The sequence below is a fragment of the Variovorax endophyticus genome, from assembly GCF_025376855.1.
Lineage (GTDB): Bacteria > Pseudomonadota > Gammaproteobacteria > Burkholderiales > Burkholderiaceae_C > Variovorax.
Genome location: NZ_JAHUTH010000002.1, coordinates 319552 through 338168, shown reverse-complemented (window position 1 = coordinate 338168; position 18617 = coordinate 319552). Strand labels below are relative to the sequence as shown.

The following is an 18617-nucleotide window of genomic DNA, read 5'->3' as shown; positions in this document are numbered from 1 at the left end:
GCCGCCGACGCCGAGCATCCCTGCCTCCATCACAACAGGCCGCAAGCGCGCTGCGCAGGCACGCCCACAGAGACAGACATGAACGACCGCAACCTAGGCAGAGGGCTCTTCCTCATCGCCATTTCCCTCCTGTTCGGCATCACCGCCGCGCGCAACTACCCCATCGGCGACTTCTCGCGCGCGGGCCCGGGCATGTTCCCGTTCATCGTCAGCATCCTGCTCGGCCTGATCGGCGTGGCCACCGTGATCCGCTCGCGCTTCGTCGCGCGCCAGCCGATGGAGCTCAACCTGCGCAACATCGGCATCGTGATCGGCAGCCTCTGCGGCTTCGCGCTGATCTCGGAGCACATCAACATGGTCGCGGGCATCGTGTTCATGGTGTTCGCCTCGACGGCTGCCGGCCTCTCGTACTCGTGGGTGCGCAACGTCAAGATCTCCCTCGGCCTGGTCGCGATGGCTTTCGCGCTCCAGAAGCTGCTGGGCCTGAACCTGCCCCTGCTCTGAGGACGAAGCCATGGAAGTCTTGAACAATCTCGCGTTCGGTTTCTCGCACGCGCTCACGATGCAGAACCTGCTGTTCTGCGCCATCGGCTGTACCGTGGGCACCCTGGTGGGCCTGCTGCCGGGCCTGGGCCCGCTGGCCACCATCAGCCTGCTGCTGCCGCTGACCTACTCGATCCCCACCGGCGGCGCGCTGATCATGCTGGCCGGCATCTACTACGGCGCCCAGTACGGCGACAGCGTGAGCGCGATCACGATGAAGATCCCGCATGCCAGCAGCATCGTGGCCTGTATCGACGGGTACGCGATGACGCTCAAGGGCCAGACCGGCCTGGCGCTGTTCACGGCGGGCTTCTCGAGCTTCGTGGGCGGCACGATCGCGATCGTGGTGCTGGCCTGGATGGCCCCGATGCTCGGCGAGGTGGCCTTCCTGTTCGGCCCGGCCGACTACTGCTCGATGATGCTCGTGGGCTTCGTCTGCGTGAGCTTCGTGACCACCGGCAGCCTGCTCAACGGCCTCGCGATGTGCTTCATCGGCGTGCTGCTCGGCCAGATCGGCACGGACGTCAACAGCGGCATGCAGCGCTACACCATGGACCTGCCCTTCCTCGCCGACGGCGTGGGCCTGGTGAGCATCGCGCTGGGCTGCTTCGGCATCGCCGAGATCACCAAGAACCTCGACGCGCGCGAGGAGCGCTCGCCCTTCAACGGCAAGATCAACCTGATCCCGACCTGGGCCGAGTTCAAGCGGATCATCCCGAGCGCGCTGCGCGGCGGTGCCATCGGTTCGTTCCTGGGCATCCTGCCCGGCGGCGGTCCCTCGATCGCCCAGTTCGCGGCCTATGCCATCGACAAGAAGGTCAGCAAGTACAAGCACGAGATCGGTACCGGCTGCATCGAGGGCGTGGCCGGCCAGGCCGCGGCCGACGAAGCCGCCGCGCGCACCAGCTTCATCCCGCTGATGAGCATCGGCATCCCCGAGAACCCGGTGATGGCGCTGATGCTGGCCGCGTTCGTGATCAAGGGCATCCAGCCCGGTCCGAACATGATCGCCAGCCACCCCGACCTGTTCTGGGGCCTGGTGGCCAGCATGTGGGTGGGCAACTGCTTCCTGCTCGCGCTCAACGTGCCGCTGGTGCGCTACTGGCTGTCGGTGTTCAAGATCCCGTATGCCGTGCTGTTCCCGTCGATCCTGTTCTTCTGCTGCATCGGCACCTACAGCGTCAACAACAGCCTCGACGACATCTTCATCACCGCCGTGTTCGGCTGCCTCGGCTATGCCTTCATGCGATTGGAGCTGGATGCCGCGCCGCTGATGCTGGGCTTCATCCTCGGGCCGATGCTGGAGGAGAACTTCCGGCGCGCCATGCTGATCAGCCGCGGCAGCTTCGGCGTGTTCGTGAACCGCCCGATCAGCGCCACGCTGCTGGGCCTGATCGGCGTGTTCGTGGTGTGGCAGCTCGTGGCCTTCGTGCGCTCGATCCAGAAGGCGCGGCGCGCGGGGGCGGCGGTGGTGCCGGCGAGCGAGGCGCATGGGGCTTGAGGGGCGGTTGCGCCTGGCAAGCTCGCGCTGAGCCGTCGTTCACGGGCTGAGGCCTGGGAAGGACACGGAGCCGGTCCGTTGAAGCCGGCGATGGACGCCCGATGAATTTCATCGGGCGTTTTCATTTTCGCGGGAGGGGACCGAGGAGCTTCGCCGGCTCGATGAACTGGGAGATGTGCAGGCGAAGACGGGATCGGCCGGGAACCGTCTCGGCGAGCGCCGATCGTGCAGTACGGCGCTCAGTCCAGCGTGATGTTGCGTGCCTTGAAGACCGCTTGCCAGCGGGTGCTCTCGGCCTTCACGAAGCTGGCGAACTCCTCGGGCGTGTTGCCCACCGGTTCCAGGCCGGCCTTCAGCAGCCTTTCGCGCACGACCGGATCGGCGACGGCCTCGCGCGTGGCCTTGGCGAGCTTGGCCACGATGTCGGCGGGCGTGTTCTTCGGCAGGAAGACGCCATTCCATTCCAGCACCTCGTAGTCGGGCATGCCGCTCTCGCGCAGCGTGGGCACCGCGTCCAGGCCTTGTACGCGCTTGCGCGAGGTGACGGCCAGCGCGCGCAGCTTGCCGCCGGTGAGGGACGGCAAGGTCGATGCCGCGTTGCCGAAGTACAGGTCGACCTGCCCGCCCATCACATCGGTCAGTGCCGGCGCACCGCCCTTGTAGGGCACGTGCACGGTCTCGATCCTTGCCTGGTCGTTGAACATCTCCGCGGCCAGGTGCGACCCCGTGCCGGCGCCGGCCGAAGCGTAGGTCAACTTGCGCGGTGCCTTCTTCGCGGCGGCGATCAGTTCGGCGAGGTTCTGGTACGGCGCGCCCGCACCCACCACCAGGATCTGCGGCGCCGTGGCCACCAGCGACACCGGAATGAAGTCCTTCGCCGGGTCGTAGGGCAGCTTGCGCAACGCGCCGTTCACGCCGAAAGCCGAGGCGTCGTAGAGCACGGTGTATCCGTCGGCCGGTGCCTTGGCCACGTTGTCCGCGCCGATCGCGCCGCCAGCGCCCGGCTTGTTGTCGATCAGGATGGGCTGGCCCAGCAATGCGCTCAGGCGCTGGCCGACGATGCGGGCCGTGTTGTCCGCACCGCCGCCCGCGGCGTACGGTACGACCATGCGTACCGGCCGCGCCGGCCAGTCCGATGCCCCCGCCAGCAACGGCAGGCACGTGGAGATGGCGGCGATGCCGCGCAGAAGGGTCTTGTTCACGGTGTTGTCTCGTCGGAGTCGGTTGTTGGAAAGTCGTAGAGGGCCGCCGGGTTGGCGACCAGCACGCGATGGCGCGCGGCCTCGTCCGGGACCCAGCGCGCCAGCAAGTCGAACAGGTCGGCGTCGTCGGGCTTGGCCGGCGCCTCGGTGGGATGGGGCCAGTCGCTGCCCCAGACCAGGCGGTCGGGTCGTTCGGCCAGCCAGGCCTGCGCGACGGCATCGGTGTCGCGGTAGCCGCCTGCTGCACCCACGGTGGAGTCGAGGTAGGCCCCCGACAACTTGATCCAGGCCCTGCCGCCGGCGCACAGCCCTCGCAGGACCGCGAAGGCCGGGTGCGCCGTGCCGGCGGGCAAGGGCAGCCGGCCCAGATGATCGAACACCAGCGTGCACGGCAGCCGCCGCAGCAGATCCGCATGCGCGACCACCTGCTCGGCGGTCCAGTGCAGTTGCAGATGCCAGCCCAACCCGACCACGCGATGCGCCAGCGTCTCGACCGCATCGAAGCGCGTGGCGGCGTGGGTCGCCGTGTGAAGGCTGAAGCGGATGCCGCGGATGCCGCCCGCGTGCAGGCGTTCGAGTTCCGCATCCGTGGCTTCCGGCGCGAGAACGGCCACGCCGCGTGTCCGGTCCGGCCCCAGCGCGCGGATCGCCGCGAGCGTGGTGGCGTTGTCGGTGCCGTGCGCGCGCGGCTGCACGACGACCGTGCGCTGCGTGCCCGTGCGGGCCCGCAGCAGCCGGTAGTCATCGGCCGTGGCGTCGTCCACCATGGCCCGTGGCACGGCCACGGCAGCGAAGCGTCCGTCGTAGACGTGCATGTGCGCGTCGCAGGCCAGAGCCGGCGCCGATGTCCGGGGCCGCCGTGTTCCGGCGCTGTTGGGAACGATCGATCCGGCGTGCATCAGCGGGGCCGCGCGCGCACCCGGTCGTTGTGCTGGCCCAGCGTGGGCGCGGCGAACGGTTCGGGGCCGGGCGTGCGGCCGTAGGCGACGGGCCGCGTGAAGCCGCGGTAGCTGCCCAGGGTCGGGTGCTCGAAGCGGGTCACCATGTCCTCGGCCAGCACCTGGGGGTGATCGAACATGTCCTCCACCGTGCGGGCCGCCGCGCAGGGCACTTCCTCGCCGAACAGCTCTTCCCATTCGAGCGCGCTGCGCGCTGCCAGTGCGGCATGCAGCCTGGGCACGATGTCGGCATGGTGCCGGGCGCGCTTGCGCACGCTGTCGTAGCGCTCGTCGCGGGCCAGTTCGGGCAAGCCGATCTTCTCGCACAGCGCCTGCCAGAAGTGCGGGGTGTTGGCCGAGATGTAGATGTGGCCCTCGCGCGTGGGATGGATTCCGGTGATGCCGCCCGAGCGCATGTCGCGCCCCACGTCCCTGGGTTCGCCCTCGGCCCAGACCAGCCGCGCCGACTGCATGGCCATGGCCGCGCGCAGCAAGGAGACGCCCACGAACTGGCCCTGGCCGCTTTTCTCGCGCTCGTACAGCGCCGAAGCGACACCGGCCGCGACCAGCGAGGCCGCGTAGTAGTCCACCACCGAGCCATACAGGATCTCGGGCGGCTCGCCGCGCTTGCCCTGCAAGGCGCACATGCCGGTCATGGTCTGGAGCACCTGGTCGTAGCCAGCCTTCTGCTTGAGCGGCCCGGTCTCGCCATACCCGGTCACATTGCAATAGATCAGGCGCGGATTGACGGCCTGCAGCTGCGCATGGCCGATGCCCAGGCGCTCGGGCACGCCGGGCCGGAAGTTGTGCACCAGCACGTCGGCCTCGCGAACCAAGTCCAGCAGCGCCGCCTGGTCGGCCGGATCCTTCAGGTCCAGCACCACGCCGAGCTTGCTGCGGTTGACGCCGACGAAGGCGCGGCTCTCGGCCTCCAGCGTCGAAGGATACTTGCGCAGGTTGTCGCCCGCGGGCGGTTCGATCTTGATGACTTCGGCGCCCTGGTCGGCCAGCAGCGCGCAGCCGTAGGGGCCCGCGATGTAGGCACTGAGATCGAGCACGCGCACGCCGCTCAAGGGGCCTCGCGGGCCGTGCCGCTCCACGAAGGATTGGGTTGCCATGGCGGATCTCACTCGGCGGTGATGTTCTGCTGCTGGGCCAGCTTCTTCCAGCGCTCCACATCGGTGGCGATGAGCGCGGTGAACTGCGGCACCGACAGCGGGGTGGCGATGGCGCCTTCCTTGAGGAAATTGCCCGCCAGGGCCGGCTTGGCCAGGATCTTGTTGACCGTCGCATTGAGCTTGTCCACGATCTCGGGCGGCGTACCGGCTGGCGCCAGCAAGCCCCACCAGAGTTCGAAGTCGTAGCCGGGCACGGCCGTGGCGATCGGCGTGAGGTCGGGTGCGATCGGGCTGGGCTTCGCACTCGTGATACCGATGGCGCGCAGCTTGCCGCTTCGCACCATGGGCAGCAGCGAAGGGCCGCTGGAGATCAGCAGCTGGGTCTGGTTGCCCACGAGGTCGGTCACGGCCGGGCCCATGCCCTTGTACGGGATGTGCGTGATGGCCATGCCGGGCACCAGGGACTTCAGCAGCTCGGTGCCGAACTGGTTCACGCTGCCGGTGCCCGACGAGGCGTAGTTGTACTGGCCGGGCCTGGCCTTGATGGCGGCGATCAGCTCGGCCGGTGTCCGGGCCGGGAACTCGTTGTTGACCGCGACGATGAACGGGCCCCGGGCGAACATGGCCACGGGTGCGAAGCTCTTGATCGGGTCGTACGGCAGCCTGGGCTGGATGGCCGCGTTGGTCGTCATGCTGGACGACACCGCGACCAGGGTGTAGCCATCGGGTGCGGCCTTGCCGACCTGGCCGGTGCCGGTGTTGCCGCTGGCGCCGGGACGGTTGTCGATGATGACCGGCTGCTTGAGCTCGTCGCCGAGCTCCTTGGCGATCTGGCGCGCGAATGTGTCGTTGGAACCGCCGGCCGGATAGGGCACGACGATGGTGATCGTCCTGGACGGGTAGCCGGCCTGGGCGAACGCCGTCGCGGACAGCAGGGCCAGGGCGGCGAGCGCACCGGCGCGCGGCAGCAAGCGCTGGATCATGTGTGTGTCTCCTGGAGTTGAAATGGCTTGCTCAGCCGGCCGGCAGGTCCAGCGCGCGGGCGCTGGCGACGATCTGCTCGGCCCGGGCGACGAAGGGCGCATCGACCATCTTCCCGTCGACCACGTACGCGCCGGTGCCGCTGGCATCGGCCTCGCGGGCAGCCTGCAGCACCTTGCGGGCATGCGCGATCTCGGCGTCCGTGGGGCGGAACACGTCGTTGGCGATGGCGACCTGGCTGGGATGGATGCAGGTCTTGCCGAGAAAGCCCATGCGCCGCGCCAGTTCGGCCTCGGCGCGGTAGCCGGCCGCATCGGCGATGTCGGCGAAGGCGCTGTCGTAGGCGTACACGCCCGCCTCGCCGGCCGCCATGCGCAGCGCGAACATCGTGGCCTGCACCGAGATCGCGTCGCGCCGGGCCATTCCCAGCGGCTCGAACATGTCGCCCAGGCCCATCTGCAAGCCCACGACGCGCGGCGAGGCGGCGGCCAGCTCGGCCGCCAGGCGCAGGGCAACGGGCTCCTCTATGTTCAGCAACAGGCCGATGGGGGCCAGCACGCCATTCGTCTGCTCGGCCTGTTGCAACGCGGCTGCGGCAGCGCGCACATCATCGACGCTGCGCGGCTTGGGCAGGTTGACCACGTCGACGCCGGCCTGCGCAACGGCCCGGATGTCGTCCGCGAAGTGCGGCGTGCTCGCGGCGTTGATGCGCACGATGATCTTCTGACGCGCGCCGGCCAGGCCGCCGCTGCGCAGGAAAGCGGCCAGCCGGTCGCGCGCCTCGGCCTTGCGGGTGGGCACGACGGCGTCTTCCAGGTCGAAGCACAGGCCGTCGGCTGCGCTGGCAAGGGCCTTGGAAAACAGCTCGGGACGCGAGGCCGGAACAAACAGTTTGCTTCTCATGGGGCGCAGTGTGTGCGCCACGTGAAGTTAGAAGTACATAGGTACTCTATGATCAAACGATAGAAAATGTGATTTCATGGAAACCGGATACCTGGAGAGCTTTCTGCTGGTCGTGGAGTCGGGCTCGGTGTCCGAGGCCGCCCGCCGGCTCGACCTGACGCCCGCGGCCGTGACGCAGCAGATCCGCGCGCTGGAGCGTTCGCTGGGCGCGCCGTTGATGGCCCGCGCCGGCCGCACCGTGCAGCCCACCGAAGCCGGCCACAAGCTGCTGCACCGCGCGCGGGCGTTGCTGCGCGAGGTCGGTGCCATCAAGGCCGTGCTGGCCAGCGAGGACACGGGCGGCGAACTCGTCATCGGCACCATCAACACGGCGTTGCACAGCATGCTGCCGGACATCCTGGCGGCCTTCGTCCAGCAGCATCCTGGCGTGCAGGTGTTCCTGCGCTCGGGCACGACGGCCACCTTGTACAAGGGTATCCAGCAGGGCGAACTGGACGCGGCGGTCTGCCTGCACCCTCCGTTCGCGCTGGCCAAGACCTTCGACTGGCATCTGCTGCGCGAGGAACCGCTGGTGCTGCTGGTGCCCGCGCGGCTGGCGCGCAAGGACCCGCACGCGCTGCTGCGCAGCTCGCCCCTGATTCGCTACGACCGCAGCCTGGGCGGAGGAAAGCAGGCCGACCGCTACCTGCGGGACGCCGGCATCGTGCCGCAGGAGCGCTTCGAGCTCAGCTCGTTGCTTGCCATTGCGATGATGGTGGACCGTGGGTTGGGAGTGTCCGTGGTGCCGGACATCGCTTCTCCGCTGCTGGACGGCCAGCGCGTGGCCAAGCTGCCGTTGCCGCTGGCATCCGAGCCGCGGCGCTTCGGCGTGCTCTGGCAGCGTGCGTCGCCGCGCGAGAGGCTGATACGAGCCCTGGTCGAGGCCGCCGGCACACTGGTTGATGCCCGGTGATTGTCGGGCGCCCGCGTTCCACGCGAAGCCAAAGCCTCGTTCACTGGAACGACGCGATGAGAAGCACGAGACCGCCCACGGCAGCGGCGATCAGCGCGCAGATGCCGGCGGCCGCCAGCATGTGCGTCGCGTGGCGGCGGTCATCGGCGGCGTCGTCGTGCCGGAAGCCGCGCAGCAGGCCGTTGGCGAGCGCGAGCAGGTGGAGCAGCGCCCCGAAGGCGGCGAAGACGCCGGCCAGCATGGCAAAGCCCAGCGCGGCCCACGACAGGTTCGCGATGACTCTGGCGATCATGGCGCTTCGGCCTGCGCGGGAAAGCGCAGGCCGAACGAAGTGCCATCGGCCAGCGTCGACGTCACGCTCATGTCGCCGCCATGGGCGCGCGCGATCTCGCGGACGATGAAGAGGCCCAGCCCCACGCTGCGCACGGTGTTGCTGCCGGTCTCGCCGCGGACCATGGGTTCGAACATGTCGGCCAGCATCGCCTCGGGAATGGGCGCGCCGAGATTGCGCACCACGATCTCGGCCGTGGCGCCGGCCACGCCCGAACGGACGAACACGGGCGTGTCGACCTGGCCGTAGGCGGCCGCGTTGCTAACGAGGTTGCCGATCAGCTGCGCCAGCCGGTCGGCGTCCGCCACGCAGGCACTGTCGCCTTCGGGCATGTACTCGATCGTCCGGCCCGGGTAGGCCAGGCGCAACTCCGCCAGCGCGCCGTCGACCACCTCGTGCAGGTCGATCGACCGGAGGTTGACGGTAAGGCCCTTGCCGACGCGTGCCTGGGTGAAGTCCAGCAGCTCCTCGATGAGCCGCCGTGCCCGGTCGGCCGAGTGCCGCACGTGCCCCAGGATGCGGGTACGGCGCTCGCCCTCGACATGCTCGAGCATCTGGACCCCCATCAGGATGGCCGACAGCGGATTGCGCAGGTCGTGGCTCACGATGCCGACCATCTGCTCGGCGAACAGCGCCCGGTCCCGCATCAGGCTGCGCGTCTCGCGCTCGGCTTCGAGCAGCGCGTCGGCCTTGCGCCTGGCACCCATCAGCTCGCGTTCGTAGCGGCTGCGGTCCTCGGCGGCGAAGGCCGCGATCTCGTCGAACTCGCCTTCGGGCCGCTGGCGCCGGTGGGCGTTGAGGATCATGGGGATGGTCCGCCCGTCGCGATGGCGCAGGTCGAACTTCACTTCGGCCAGCGATCCCTGCATCTGCAGCGAAGGCGCCCAGTGCGTTTGATGGAAGATCCGGCCGCCCATGGTGAACAGGTCCTGCAGTCGCTTCGCGCCGACGAGTTCGTCGCGAGGGATGCCGATCCAGTCGCAGAAGGTGCCGTTGGCCTTGACGATCGTGCCGTCGAGCGTCGTCACGAGCAGGCCGCACGGTGCCTCGTCGAAGAGGCTGGCGAGGTCGGGGATGGCCTGCGTCATCCGGCTCGCGCCGACGCACGCGGCAGCGCGGCGAGGAAGGCCTCGATCGCGTCGCAGCACGCGCCCGGCGCGCTCAGGTGAGGGCAGTGGCCGACGTTCTCGACGACGCGCAGGGTGCTGTGGGGCAGGACCCGGTGGATGTACTCGCCGACGACGAGCGGCGCGATCAGGTCCTCGGACGACTGGACGATGAGCGTGGGCGTGCGCAGCTTCCCCAGGTCCTCGCGGTTGTCGGACAGGAAGGTGACCTTGGCGAACTGCTTGGCGATGTCGGGGTCGGTGCGGCAGAAGCTGGCCGCGAGTTCTTCGCCGAGCTCGGGGCGCTCGGGCACGCCCATGATGGCGGGCGCCATGCTGCTCGCCCAGCCGAGGTAGTTGCTGTCGAGCGTGTCCAGCAGCGAGTCGATGTCCTCGCGCGCGAAGCCGCCCACGTAGTCGCCATCGTCGATGTAGCACGGCGACGGGCCGATCATCACCTGCGCCGCGAAGGTGCCGGGCGACTTCAGGTCGGCGAGCAGGCCGATCATGCCGCTGACGGAGTGGCCCACGAAGATCGCCGGGCTCGCCGCCACGTCGCGGACGACCTCGAGCAGGTCGTCGGCGTAGCCCTGGAGGCTCGAATACTTCGCGGTGTCGTAGGCATCGAGGTCCGACTTGCCGGCGCCCACCAGGTCGAAGGTCACCACCTTGTAGCGGTCCGCGAACCGTGGCGCCATGAGTCGCCACATGTTCTGGTCGCACCCGAATCCGTGGGCGAAGACGATGGCCGTCGGTCCGGAGCCCTGGATCCGGATGTTGTTTCGATGGTGGACGTTCATGGAAGGCTCAGGGCGGCCTGAGGCGAAGAGGCGAGGAGGAGTAGCAGGAAGTATCCATTTTGCGCTGATTCGGTGAACGCCAGCCGCTCGTTCAAGGCCGGCGGCTGCGTTGCGGCGACCGGGCCTTCGCCGCCTTGGCCGGCTTCACGCTCGAGCGGCTAGCCAGCGCCAGCATCTCCAGGAAAGCCGCCGCCGCCGGCGACAGGCTGCGCCCCGCGCGCCGTATCACGCCGATGGTGCGCCCGATCTCGGGCCGTTCCAGCCGCACCCCGACCACCGCGGCCGGCTTGCGCGGCAGCGTGAGCTGCGGCACCACGGCCACGCCGAGGCCGTTCTCGACCATGCCGATCAGCGTGGAGACATGGCGCACCTCGCAGACCGGCCGTGGCAGCGGCGGCAGCTCGGCCAGGGCCTGGTCGATGAACAGGCGGTTGCGGCTGGCCTGCGAGACCCGCGCATGCGGGTACTGGGCGAGCTCCTCCCAGCCCACGGACTTGCGCCGCGCCAGCGGATGGTCCGCGGGGCAGGCCAGCACGTAGGGTTCCTTGAGCAGCGGCGTGAACTCCACCTCGGGGTCCTGCATGCCGATGTAGTTGAGCGCGAAATCGGCCTCGCCCTGCTTCACGCTGGCAAGCACCTCGTCGGCGCCCTCCTCGATGATGCGCACCAGCACGTGCGGATGGCGCGCGCGGAAGGCCTGGATCACCGGCGGCATGAAGTGGTGCACGGTCGACAGCACGCAGCCGATGGTGACGTCGCCGGCCTCGAGCTCGGCCGCGTCGCGCAGGCTCAGCACCGAGCGGTCGAGGTCGTCGACCAGGCCGCGGATCTGGCCGAGGAAGCGCCGGCCCAGCAGCGTGAGCTCGACGCTGCGCGTGGTGCGGTCGAACAGGCGCACGCCCAGCAGCTCCTCGAGGTGCGAGATGCGCCGCGACAGCGCGGGCTGCGACAGGTGCAGGGTGCGTGCCGCCGCGGCGAAGCTCTGCAGCTCGCCCACGGTGACGAAGGCGCGCAGGTCGGCCAGGGAGGGCTTCAGCATTTCGGATCACTCATGCAGTTCATGCAATAAACCCCCAAAAACTTGCAATTTACTGCAATGACGCCCAGGCAGAAGATGCGCGGCAGAACAAGGAGACACCGACATGCAACGCCGCCAACTGCTGCTGACCGCTTCCGCGGCCTCGGCCACCATCGCGATGCCCCGCTTCGCGATCGCGCAGGACTTTCCGAGCAAGCCGATCCGCTACATCGTGCCGGTCGCCGCCGGCGGCGGCAACGACATGATCGCCCGCGTGGTCGCCGAACGCTGGGGCCGCGCGCTGGGCCAGCCCTTCGTGATCGACAACCAGAGCGGCGGCGGCGGCGTCGTGGCCTGCCAGAACACGGCGCGCGCCGCGGCCGACGGCTACACGCTGATGCAGGGCTATGTCGCGACCCACGGCACCACGCCCGCGACGCGCCGCGTGAGCTACAACGCGATCAAGGATTTCACGCCGATCGGCATGATCGGCGCCACGCCCAACGTGCTGGCCATCAATGCCGACGTGCCCGCCAAGACGGTGGCCGAGTTCGTCGACTACGTGAAGCGCAACCCCGGCAAGGTGAGCTACGGCTCGGCCGGCGCGGGCTCGCTCACGCACATGACGATGGAGCTGTTCAAGCAGGAGACCGGCGCGGTCATGGTGCACGTGCCGTACCGCGGCATCGCGCCGGCCATCAACGACGTGCTCGGCGGCCAGACCCAGGCCATGTTCCCGGGGCTCGCGGCGGCGCTGCCGCACCTGCGCTCGGGCCGCATGCGCGCGCTGGCCGTCACCGGCAGCAAGCGCAGCGCGCAGCTCAAGGACGTGCCGACCATGGACGAGGTCGGCTTCAAGGGCTTCGACGCGATGCAGTGGTACGGCTCGGTCGGCCCCGCGGGCATGCCGGCCGACGTGGTGCGCCGCCTCAACGAGACCCAGGTCGCGGTGCTCAAGGCGCCCGACCTGGCCGAGAAGCTCGCCAGCGAGGCGGTCGAGCCCTGGCCGATGACGCCCGACCAGTTCGGCAAGTACATCGGCTCGGAGATCGCGCGCTGGACCGCGCTCGCCAAGGCCCGGAACATCCAGCTCGACGAGTAGGCCCGGCCGGCTTCCCCCTTTCCCTTTTTCAACGCAACCAGCAAGAACTCCAGTGGCCCGCAACACGCACGTTTCCGCCGACACCTCGGCCCCTCCCGTCACCGCCATCCTGGCCCGCTTCGTCGCCACGCATCCGTCGCGCGGCTGGAGCGACGCGGTCGAGCGCGAAGCGCACCGCACCTTCTACAACTGGCTCGGCTGCGCCATCGGCGCCGCGCGCCACGAGGCGGCCGAGGCCGCGATCGCCGCCGTGCGCCTGCTCGAGCCGGCGCCGCAGGCCAGCGTGCCGGGCCGCGCCGACAAGGTCGACATGGCGAGCGCAGCGCTCGTCAATGGCATCACCTCGCACACCTTCGATTTCGACGACACGCACCTGAAGACCATCATCCATCCGGCCGGCCCGGTGGCCTCGGCGCTGCTGGCGCTCGGCGAGCACCGCGGGGCCTCGGGTCGCCAGCTGATCGACGCGCTGGTGCTGGGCATCGACGTGGCCTGCCGCATCGGCAACACCATGTACCCCGACCACTACGACCGCGGCTGGCACATCACGGGCTCGACCGGCATGCTCGGCGCGGCCGCGGGTTGCGCGCGGCTGCTGGGGCTCGATGAACACCGCACGGCGATGGCGATCGGCATCGCGGCCTCGCAGCCCGTGGGCCTGCGCGAGCAGTTCGGCACCATGACCAAGCCCTTCCATCCGGGCGCCGCGGCGCGCGCGGGCCTGATGTCGGCGCTGCTCGCGAGCCAGGGTTTCACGGCCAGCGAGCGCGCGCTCGAGGCGCCGCGCGGCTTCGTGCAGGTGGCTTCCGACAAGCGGGCCTGGCACGAGGTCACCGACGAGCTTGGCGAGCGCTTCGAGATCTCCTTCAACACCTACAAGCCCTTCGCCTGCGGCATCGTGATCCATCCGAGCATCGACGCCTGCGTGCGGCTGCGCGCGCAGGGCATCGCGCCCGAGGACGTGGAGCGCATCGAGCTGCGCGTGCATTCGCTGGTGCTCGAGCTCACGGGCAAGAAGGAGCCGAAGGACGGCCTGCAGGGCAAGTTCAGCGTCTACCACGGCTGCGCCGTGGGCCTGATCCACGGCCGCGCGGGCGAGGAGGAGTTCTCGGACGCGGTGGTCAACGACCCGCGCGTGATCGCGCTGCGCAACCGGGTGCAGGCGGTGGTCGACGACGGCATCGCGGAGGAGTCGGTGCACGTGAGCGCGCTGCTGCGCGACGGCCGGCGCGTCGAGGTGCGGGTCGATCATGCGATCGGCTCGATGCACAACCCGCTGTCCGATGCGCAGCTCGAGGCCAAGTTCGACGCGCTCGCGGTGCCGCTGCTCGGCGCACAGCGCTCGGGCCGGATCACCGAGGTGTGCCGCACGCTGGCCGCGCTGTCCGACCTGCGCACGCTGACCGCGTTGACCGCGCCTTCGGCTTGAACGGGAGGCAGGCATGACGAACCAGAGCATTCCATCGCTTCGCATCGGCATCCTCGACGGCGACGACATCGGCCACGAGATCGTGCCCGCCTCGGTCGACATCGCGCGCGCGGCCGCCGAGCTGCACGGCGTGGCCATCGACTGGCATCGGCTGCCGATCGGCGCGCGCGCACTGCAGACCCACGGCCACACCCTGCCGCCCGGCACGCTCGAGACCCTGCGCACGCTCGACGGCTGGCTCCTCGGGCCCATCGGCCACCGCGCCTATCCCAAGGGACCGAACGCGATCAACCCGCATCCGATCCTGCGCAAGACCTTCAACCTGTTCGCCAACGTGCGGCCCACCCGCTCGTACCCGGACATCGGCTGCCTGCACGACGGTGTCGACCTGGTGATCGTGCGCGAGAACAACGAAGGCTTCCAGCCCGACCGCAACATGGTCGCGGGCTCGGGCGAGTTCCGGCCCAACGACGAGGTCACGCTCTCGGTGCGCGTGATCACCCGCACCGGCAGCCGGCGCGTGGCGCGCGCGGCCTTCGAACTCGCGCGCCAGCGCCGCAAGCACCTGACCTATGTGCACAAGGACACCGTGTTCAAGCTCGGCTGCGGCATGTTCGTCGAGGAGTGCAGGAAGCTCGCCGAGGAGTACCCCGACGTGCGCGTCGACGACGTGATCGTCGACACCTTCGCGATGCGGCTGGTGCGCGATCCGCAGAGCTTCGACGTGGTGGTCACGACCAACATGTTCGGCGACATCCTGTCGGACGAGGCGGCCGGCCTGGTCGGTGGCCTGGGCATGGCGCCGGGGTTGTGCATCGGCGACGGCGACATCGCGATGGCGCAGGCCACGCACGGCTCGGCGCCCGACATCGCGGGGCAGGGCATCGCCAATCCCTACGCGATGATCGAGTCGACGCGCATGCTGTTCGACTGGCTGGGCCACAGCCGCGGTAACGAGGGCGCGGTGCGCATGGCCGCATCGATGTCGCGCGCCACCACGGCCGCGCTCGCCGATCGTGCGGCGCGCACCGGCGACATCCGCGGCAGCGGCAACACGGTGGCGTTCACGCAGGCCGTGCTGCGCAACCTGAGTGCTTGAAGGGAAATCTCTCGATGACCGAAACGACCACCATGCAGTCCTTCTGGATGCGGATGAGCGAGGCGGGCGGCGTGCTCGAGCAACGCGAGGTGCCGGTGCCCACCGCGGGCCCGGGACAGTTGCTGGTGCGCCTGCACGCGGCATCGCTCAACCGCGGCGAGTTCCTGGCCGGCCACGGCGCTTCGGGTGCGTGGCGCCCGGCCGGCGGGGAGGGTGCGGGCAGGGTGGTCGATGTTGGAAATGCCGTTAGTGGATTTCAAGTGGGAGACCGCGTGATGGGCCGTTGCGCCGGCGCCTTCGCGGAGTACGCGCTGATGGAAGCGGCCGAGGCCATGGCCGTGCCGCAGGCACTGTCGTGGGAAGAGGCCGCGAGCATTCCGCTGGCCTTCCTGGTCGCGTTCGACATGCTGGTGCTGCAGGGCCGGCTGCAGCCCGGCGAATGGCTGCTGGTCAACGGCGTGTCCTCGGGCGTCGGGGTGGCGTCGCTGCAACTGGGCAAGGCGCTCGGCGCGCGCGTCATCGGCACCTCGGGGTCGGCCGACAAGCTCGCGGCCCTCGCGCCGCTGGGGCTCGATGTCGCGCTGCCCACCCGCGCCGCCGATTTCGCGCCGGCCGTGCTGCGGGCCACCGGCGACAAGGGCGCGAACCTCGTCGTCAACACGGTCGGCGGCTCGGTGTTCGCCGAGAACCTGCGCGCGATGGCCTTCGAGGGGCGGCACGCGACCGTGGGCCATGTCGACGGCGTGCTGCATGCCGAGCTCGACCTCGAGGCCCTGCATGCGCGGAGGCTCACGCTGTTCGGCGTCTCGAACAAGCTGCGCACCAAGGCCCAGCGCGCCTCGGGCGTGCCGCGTTTCGTCGCCGAGGTGCTGCCGCTGTTCGCGGCCGGCCGCATCCGGCCGCGCATCGATCAGGTGGTGGCGTTCGCCGAGCTGCCGGCGGCCAAGGCGCGCATGGAGGCCGGCGCGCACATCGGGAAGATCGTGCTGCGCCTGCCGGGAGCGGACTGAGACTCAGGGCACGGCGGCGAGCAGCGCCACGCCGGCCCCTTCCAGTTCGTCGGCCAGGACGACTTGCGCCACGAAGATCGTGGCTTCCTCGAAGCGCAGGGCCGCGGTCGCGTCGAACAGCTCGGCGACCACGGCATCGGCCTGCGTGCCGGCGGGAAGATCGAAGATGCCGTTGCCCGCGATGCTGTCGATGACCTGCTGGCGCCCCGACTGCATGGCCAGGGCGAGCGACTGGACGCAGAGGCTGCTCAGGTCGGGTTCCTCCGCCAGGTACTTGAAGGCGTACTCGATGTCGGTGTTCGCGACCCGCGCGACCCATCGTCCTTGCCCGATCTCGAGAATCAGCAGGTCGTTCATGGCTTGCCTCCCGTGTAGTCGCTGATGGTCACGGTCAGGTCGAGCGCCGTGTGCCACGACTGCGCGCGGCCGATGGCCGCGAGGCCGCCGACGTGCCCGTCGGCGAAGAAGGTCCTGGGGTCCGACGGATCCGACCCCGAGCGCGCCCACTGCGGATCCCTGCCCGGGCTGTTGTCCCAGCACACGTCCCAGTACGGACGCTTGCCCATGCCGAAGACCTGCACCGGCGCGACGATCCGCACGCCGAAGCGCACCGGGATCTCGGGGCTGTACCAGGTGACGTAGGCGTTGTTGGCGCCGTCGGCGATCCACGAGAACGCGATCTGGCAGATGTCGAGCGTCTCCATGCCCGAACGCGCCTTGAGCACCGGCCCCGGCGAGGAGGTCACGCTGCCGAACGCGAAGTCCTTGGTGTAGCCGGTGACGTCGCGCCGCAGCTCGAACTTCGAGTAGTTGACGAAAGTGATCTTGATCTCGCCGCTGTCGACGGCCGCGCTCGGGACCAAGGCCGCGTTGGCGACGATGTCGGGCGATAGATGCATGTCGGTCATGGAATTGCTCCTCCTGCTCTGCAATCGGCCAGTGCGATGGTGCGAAGCGCGGGCCCGCTTTTCTCTCGTGAGGGAGCGCGGCATTGCGCCGGTCCCGGTGAGTGGCCGAGGAACTCGCCGGGACATCGCGGCAAGCGTAGGCAGGCCGGTCGATGCGGGGAATCCCCGAAACCAAGTAAAGGCCCGGGCGGGCCGTTCAGGCGCTTTCCGAACGCACGAACAGGATGTCTTTCACCAGCGGCTCGAACGGCACGCCGAGGCTGGCGACGTTCCCGTCGCGATCGGTCAGGAAGCTCAGCGGCAGCCCGTCGGGCAGCAGCGGGTGCAGCGCCGCGGGCAGCTCGAAGGTTTCGTGGTGGCGGTGCTGCAGGGTGGCCGACATGCCGCGCCACGACCAGTGCAGTGTGTCGTCGCGCGCCTCGATCGTCATCAGGCCATAGGCGGGGTGCAGGTAGCGGCCGCCATAGGCCCCGAGGGCGTGGGCCGGTCGCGTGCCCGGATGACGCGCCCGCGCCTGCTCCGCCCGGTAGGCTTGCATCCAGGCCCGTGCCTGCTCGCGCTGCACGCGGCCGCGGGCGCGCCAGTCGATCGGCTCGCGGCCGCGCAGCCGGTCGATGACATGCCAGGTCAGCGGTCGGGCCACGCCCTCGTTCGGGCTGCGGTTGGTCAGCACGGCGATGCCGATGCCGGCGTCCGGCACCAGGGTCATCAGCGCGCCCCAGCCGGGCAGGCCGCCGCCATGAAAGACCAGCCGGTCGCCGCGGTAGCTGTGGCAGCGGAAGCCGAAGCCGTAGTGCGCTTCGCCGAATTCGCCGCCGGCCGAGTTCGGGCAATGGACGTGTGGCGCATGCAGCATGTCGACGAGCGCGGCCGGCAGCAGGCGCTGGCCGTCGATCTCCCCTCTGCCCAGGTGCAAACGCATCCAGTGCGCGAGATCGGCGACAGAGGTGCTGATCCCGCCCGCGGCGACGGGCCGGAACGGAAGACGCGGCGCGGGCTGCGGCACGTCCTCACGCACCATGTAGGGTTGCGCGGGCTCGGGCGAGGCCTCGAGCTCGTCGAGCGTGAAACCGAGCGTCATGCCGAGCCTGTCGCCCAGCCGCGCGCGGACGAACGCCTCGTAGGTGGTGTCGCCGACGCGTTCGATCAGCAGCCCGAGCACGTTGTAGCCGAGGTTGCTGTACTGGTGGGCGGTGCGGATGTCGAGGTTGGGCTCGAGATGCCGCATGTCGGCCATCATCCGGGCCGGCGAGCGGTCGCCGGGAAGGTACATCCAGTCGTGCGCCGGCAGGCCGCTGTGGTGCGTGAGCAGGTCGCGCACCGTGAGGCGTTCGGTGGCGACCGGGTCGTGCAGGCGGAACTCGGGCAGGTAGTCGCGCACCGGCCGCGTCCAGTCGAGCCGGCCCTCGTGGTGCAGGAGCGCGAGGGCGGTCGCGGTGAAGGACTTGGTGATCGAGCAGATCAGGAAGCGTGTCGCGGCGGTCACGGGCAGGCCCGACTCGAGGTCGCGCTGTCCGTAGGCCCTGGTGAGCAGGACCTGGCCGTCCTGGACGACCGCGAGCGCGGCGCCGGGCACCTTCCAGTCGGCCATGAGAGCGGGGGCGAGGCGATCGAGTTCGGAACCGAGCGCCGCCATCGATGGGCCGGAAGAATGAACCATGGTCGAGCTCCTCGCC

At 69.7% G+C, this 18617-nt stretch carries 19 protein-coding genes; 7 read left to right on the top strand and 12 right to left on the bottom strand.

What is annotated here, in order from left to right:
* Positions 1-78 precede the first annotated feature (78 nt).
* Positions 79-504, top strand: coding sequence for a tripartite tricarboxylate transporter TctB family protein (locus KV106_RS04300; RefSeq protein ID WP_057591037.1), 426 nt, complete (start codon positions 79-81; stop codon positions 502-504).
* Positions 505-514: 10 nt separating this feature from the next.
* Entirely contained in the window at positions 515-2044 is a 1530-nt protein-coding gene (locus KV106_RS04295) for a tripartite tricarboxylate transporter permease (protein ID WP_057591036.1), read from the top strand.
* 239 nt (positions 2045-2283) lie between these two features.
* Here the strand turns inward: KV106_RS04295 and KV106_RS04290 are convergent, their stop codons facing one another.
* From KV106_RS04290 to KV106_RS04270, 5 genes are read right to left on the bottom strand one after another with little or no spacing between them, the layout of a single operon-like run.
* A complete protein-coding gene (locus tag KV106_RS04290; RefSeq protein ID WP_261206397.1) occupies positions 2284-3246 on the bottom strand; it encodes a Bug family tripartite tricarboxylate transporter substrate binding protein in 963 nt (320 codons plus the stop codon).
* Positions 3243-4145 (bottom strand): amidohydrolase family protein, encoded by a 903-nt coding sequence (locus KV106_RS04285; protein ID WP_261206395.1) that lies wholly within the window; start codon positions 4143-4145, stop codon positions 3243-3245. Before KV106_RS04285 ends, KV106_RS04290 begins: the two co-directional genes overlap by 4 nt.
* Complete coding sequence (locus tag KV106_RS04280) at positions 4145-5302, bottom strand: CaiB/BaiF CoA transferase family protein (RefSeq protein WP_261206393.1); 1158 nt, start codon at positions 5300-5302, stop codon at positions 4145-4147. Before KV106_RS04280 ends, KV106_RS04285 begins: the two co-directional genes overlap by 1 nt.
* Before the next feature lie 8 nt (positions 5303-5310).
* Positions 5311-6285: a tripartite tricarboxylate transporter substrate binding protein gene (locus KV106_RS04275; protein WP_261206391.1), complete on the bottom strand. Its 975-nt coding sequence runs from the start codon at positions 6283-6285 to the stop codon at positions 5311-5313.
* A gap of 31 nt (positions 6286-6316) precedes the next feature.
* Positions 6317-7186 (bottom strand): HpcH/HpaI aldolase/citrate lyase family protein, encoded by an 870-nt coding sequence (locus KV106_RS04270; protein ID WP_261206389.1) that lies wholly within the window; start codon positions 7184-7186, stop codon positions 6317-6319.
* A 76-nt stretch (positions 7187-7262) separates the two neighbouring features.
* On the opposite strand from KV106_RS04270, the gene KV106_RS04265 reads away from it, so the two are divergent.
* The gene (locus KV106_RS04265) at positions 7263-8138 is read left to right on the top strand and encodes a LysR family transcriptional regulator (protein WP_057591030.1); all 876 of its coding nucleotides are present in this window, start codon (positions 7263-7265) and stop codon (positions 8136-8138) included.
* A 40-nt stretch (positions 8139-8178) separates the two neighbouring features.
* Here the strand turns inward: KV106_RS04265 and KV106_RS04260 are convergent, their stop codons facing one another.
* The 4 genes from KV106_RS04260 to KV106_RS04245 all read right to left on the bottom strand — a co-directional run bounded on the left by KV106_RS04260 (position 8179) and on the right by KV106_RS04245 (position 11414).
* Positions 8179-8430, bottom strand: a complete 252-nt coding sequence (locus tag KV106_RS04260) for a hypothetical protein (protein ID WP_057591029.1) — start codon at positions 8428-8430, stop codon at positions 8179-8181.
* On the bottom strand, positions 8427-9557 hold the full coding sequence (locus KV106_RS04255; RefSeq protein WP_057591028.1) for a PAS domain-containing sensor histidine kinase: 1131 nt from the start codon (positions 9555-9557) through the stop codon (positions 8427-8429). The genes KV106_RS04260 and KV106_RS04255 overlap by 4 nt, the downstream gene beginning before the upstream one ends.
* Positions 9554-10375 (bottom strand): alpha/beta fold hydrolase, encoded by an 822-nt coding sequence (locus KV106_RS04250; RefSeq protein ID WP_057591027.1) that lies wholly within the window; start codon positions 10373-10375, stop codon positions 9554-9556. Before KV106_RS04250 ends, KV106_RS04255 begins: the two co-directional genes overlap by 4 nt.
* A 91-nt stretch (positions 10376-10466) precedes the next feature.
* Positions 10467-11414, bottom strand: coding sequence for a LysR family transcriptional regulator (locus KV106_RS04245; protein ID WP_261206382.1), 948 nt, complete (start codon positions 11412-11414; stop codon positions 10467-10469).
* Positions 11415-11517: 103 nt separating this feature from the next.
* On the opposite strand from KV106_RS04245, the gene KV106_RS04240 reads away from it, so the two are divergent.
* The 4 genes from KV106_RS04240 to KV106_RS04225 are packed head-to-tail and all read left to right on the top strand — an operon-like array spanning position 11518 to position 16033.
* Complete coding sequence (locus tag KV106_RS04240; protein WP_261206381.1) at positions 11518-12495, top strand: Bug family tripartite tricarboxylate transporter substrate binding protein; 978 nt, start codon at positions 11518-11520, stop codon at positions 12493-12495.
* A 52-nt stretch (positions 12496-12547) separates the two neighbouring features.
* On the top strand, positions 12548-13924 hold the full coding sequence (locus KV106_RS04235; protein WP_261206380.1) for an MmgE/PrpD family protein: 1377 nt from the start codon (positions 12548-12550) through the stop codon (positions 13922-13924).
* A 13-nt stretch (positions 13925-13937) separates the two neighbouring features.
* Positions 13938-15023 (top strand): isocitrate/isopropylmalate dehydrogenase family protein, encoded by a 1086-nt coding sequence (locus tag KV106_RS04230; RefSeq protein ID WP_261206378.1) that lies wholly within the window; start codon positions 13938-13940, stop codon positions 15021-15023.
* A gap of 14 nt (positions 15024-15037) precedes the next feature.
* Entirely contained in the window at positions 15038-16033 is a 996-nt protein-coding gene (locus tag KV106_RS04225; RefSeq protein WP_261206376.1) for a quinone oxidoreductase family protein, read from the top strand.
* A gap of 3 nt (positions 16034-16036) precedes the next feature.
* Here the strand turns inward: KV106_RS04225 and KV106_RS04220 are convergent, their stop codons facing one another.
* The 3 genes from KV106_RS04220 to KV106_RS04210 all read right to left on the bottom strand — a co-directional run bounded on the left by KV106_RS04220 (position 16037) and on the right by KV106_RS04210 (position 18601).
* A complete protein-coding gene (locus KV106_RS04220; RefSeq protein ID WP_057591022.1) occupies positions 16037-16390 on the bottom strand; it encodes a hypothetical protein in 354 nt (117 codons plus the stop codon).
* The gene (locus KV106_RS04215; protein WP_261206371.1) at positions 16387-16941 is read right to left on the bottom strand and encodes a hypothetical protein; all 555 of its coding nucleotides are present in this window, start codon (positions 16939-16941) and stop codon (positions 16387-16389) included. Before KV106_RS04215 ends, KV106_RS04220 begins: the two co-directional genes overlap by 4 nt.
* 196 nt (positions 16942-17137) lie before the next feature.
* Positions 17138-18601, bottom strand: a complete 1464-nt coding sequence (locus KV106_RS04210; RefSeq protein WP_261206369.1) for a serine hydrolase — start codon at positions 18599-18601, stop codon at positions 17138-17140.
* Between the last annotated feature and the right edge of the window lie 16 nt (positions 18602-18617).

What these genes read in the sequence shown, in the direction of transcription:
- KV106_RS04280 (WP_261206393.1), bottom strand. Translation starts at nt 5,302, where the DNA reads ATGGCAACCCAATCCTTCGTGGAGCGGCACGGCCCGCGAGGCCCCTTG.
- KV106_RS04220 (WP_057591022.1), bottom strand. Translation starts at nt 16,390, where the DNA reads ATGAACGACCTGCTGATTCTCGAGATCGGGCAAGGACGATGGGTCGCG.
- KV106_RS04255 (WP_057591028.1), bottom strand. Translation starts at nt 9,557, where the DNA reads ATGACGCAGGCCATCCCCGACCTCGCCAGCCTCTTCGACGAGGCACCG.
- KV106_RS04240 (WP_261206381.1), top strand. Translation starts at nt 11,518, where the DNA reads ATGCAACGCCGCCAACTGCTGCTGACCGCTTCCGCGGCCTCGGCCACC.
- KV106_RS04300 (WP_057591037.1), top strand. Translation starts at nt 79, where the DNA reads ATGAACGACCGCAACCTAGGCAGAGGGCTCTTCCTCATCGCCATTTCC.
- KV106_RS04295 (WP_057591036.1), top strand. Translation starts at nt 515, where the DNA reads ATGGAAGTCTTGAACAATCTCGCGTTCGGTTTCTCGCACGCGCTCACG.
- KV106_RS04250 (WP_057591027.1), bottom strand. Translation starts at nt 10,375, where the DNA reads ATGAACGTCCACCATCGAAACAACATCCGGATCCAGGGCTCCGGACCG.
- KV106_RS04215 (WP_261206371.1), bottom strand. Translation starts at nt 16,941, where the DNA reads ATGACCGACATGCATCTATCGCCCGACATCGTCGCCAACGCGGCCTTG.
- KV106_RS04245 (WP_261206382.1), bottom strand. Translation starts at nt 11,414, where the DNA reads ATGCTGAAGCCCTCCCTGGCCGACCTGCGCGCCTTCGTCACCGTGGGC.
- KV106_RS04275 (WP_261206391.1), bottom strand. Translation starts at nt 6,285, where the DNA reads ATGATCCAGCGCTTGCTGCCGCGCGCCGGTGCGCTCGCCGCCCTGGCC.
- KV106_RS04230 (WP_261206378.1), top strand. Translation starts at nt 13,938, where the DNA reads ATGACGAACCAGAGCATTCCATCGCTTCGCATCGGCATCCTCGACGGC.
- KV106_RS04225 (WP_261206376.1), top strand. Translation starts at nt 15,038, where the DNA reads ATGACCGAAACGACCACCATGCAGTCCTTCTGGATGCGGATGAGCGAG.
- KV106_RS04285 (WP_261206395.1), bottom strand. Translation starts at nt 4,145, where the DNA reads ATGCACGCCGGATCGATCGTTCCCAACAGCGCCGGAACACGGCGGCCC.
- KV106_RS04265 (WP_057591030.1), top strand. Translation starts at nt 7,263, where the DNA reads ATGGAAACCGGATACCTGGAGAGCTTTCTGCTGGTCGTGGAGTCGGGC.
- KV106_RS04210 (WP_261206369.1), bottom strand. Translation starts at nt 18,601, where the DNA reads ATGGTTCATTCTTCCGGCCCATCGATGGCGGCGCTCGGTTCCGAACTC.
- KV106_RS04260 (WP_057591029.1), bottom strand. Translation starts at nt 8,430, where the DNA reads ATGATCGCCAGAGTCATCGCGAACCTGTCGTGGGCCGCGCTGGGCTTT.
- KV106_RS04270 (WP_261206389.1), bottom strand. Translation starts at nt 7,186, where the DNA reads ATGAGAAGCAAACTGTTTGTTCCGGCCTCGCGTCCCGAGCTGTTTTCC.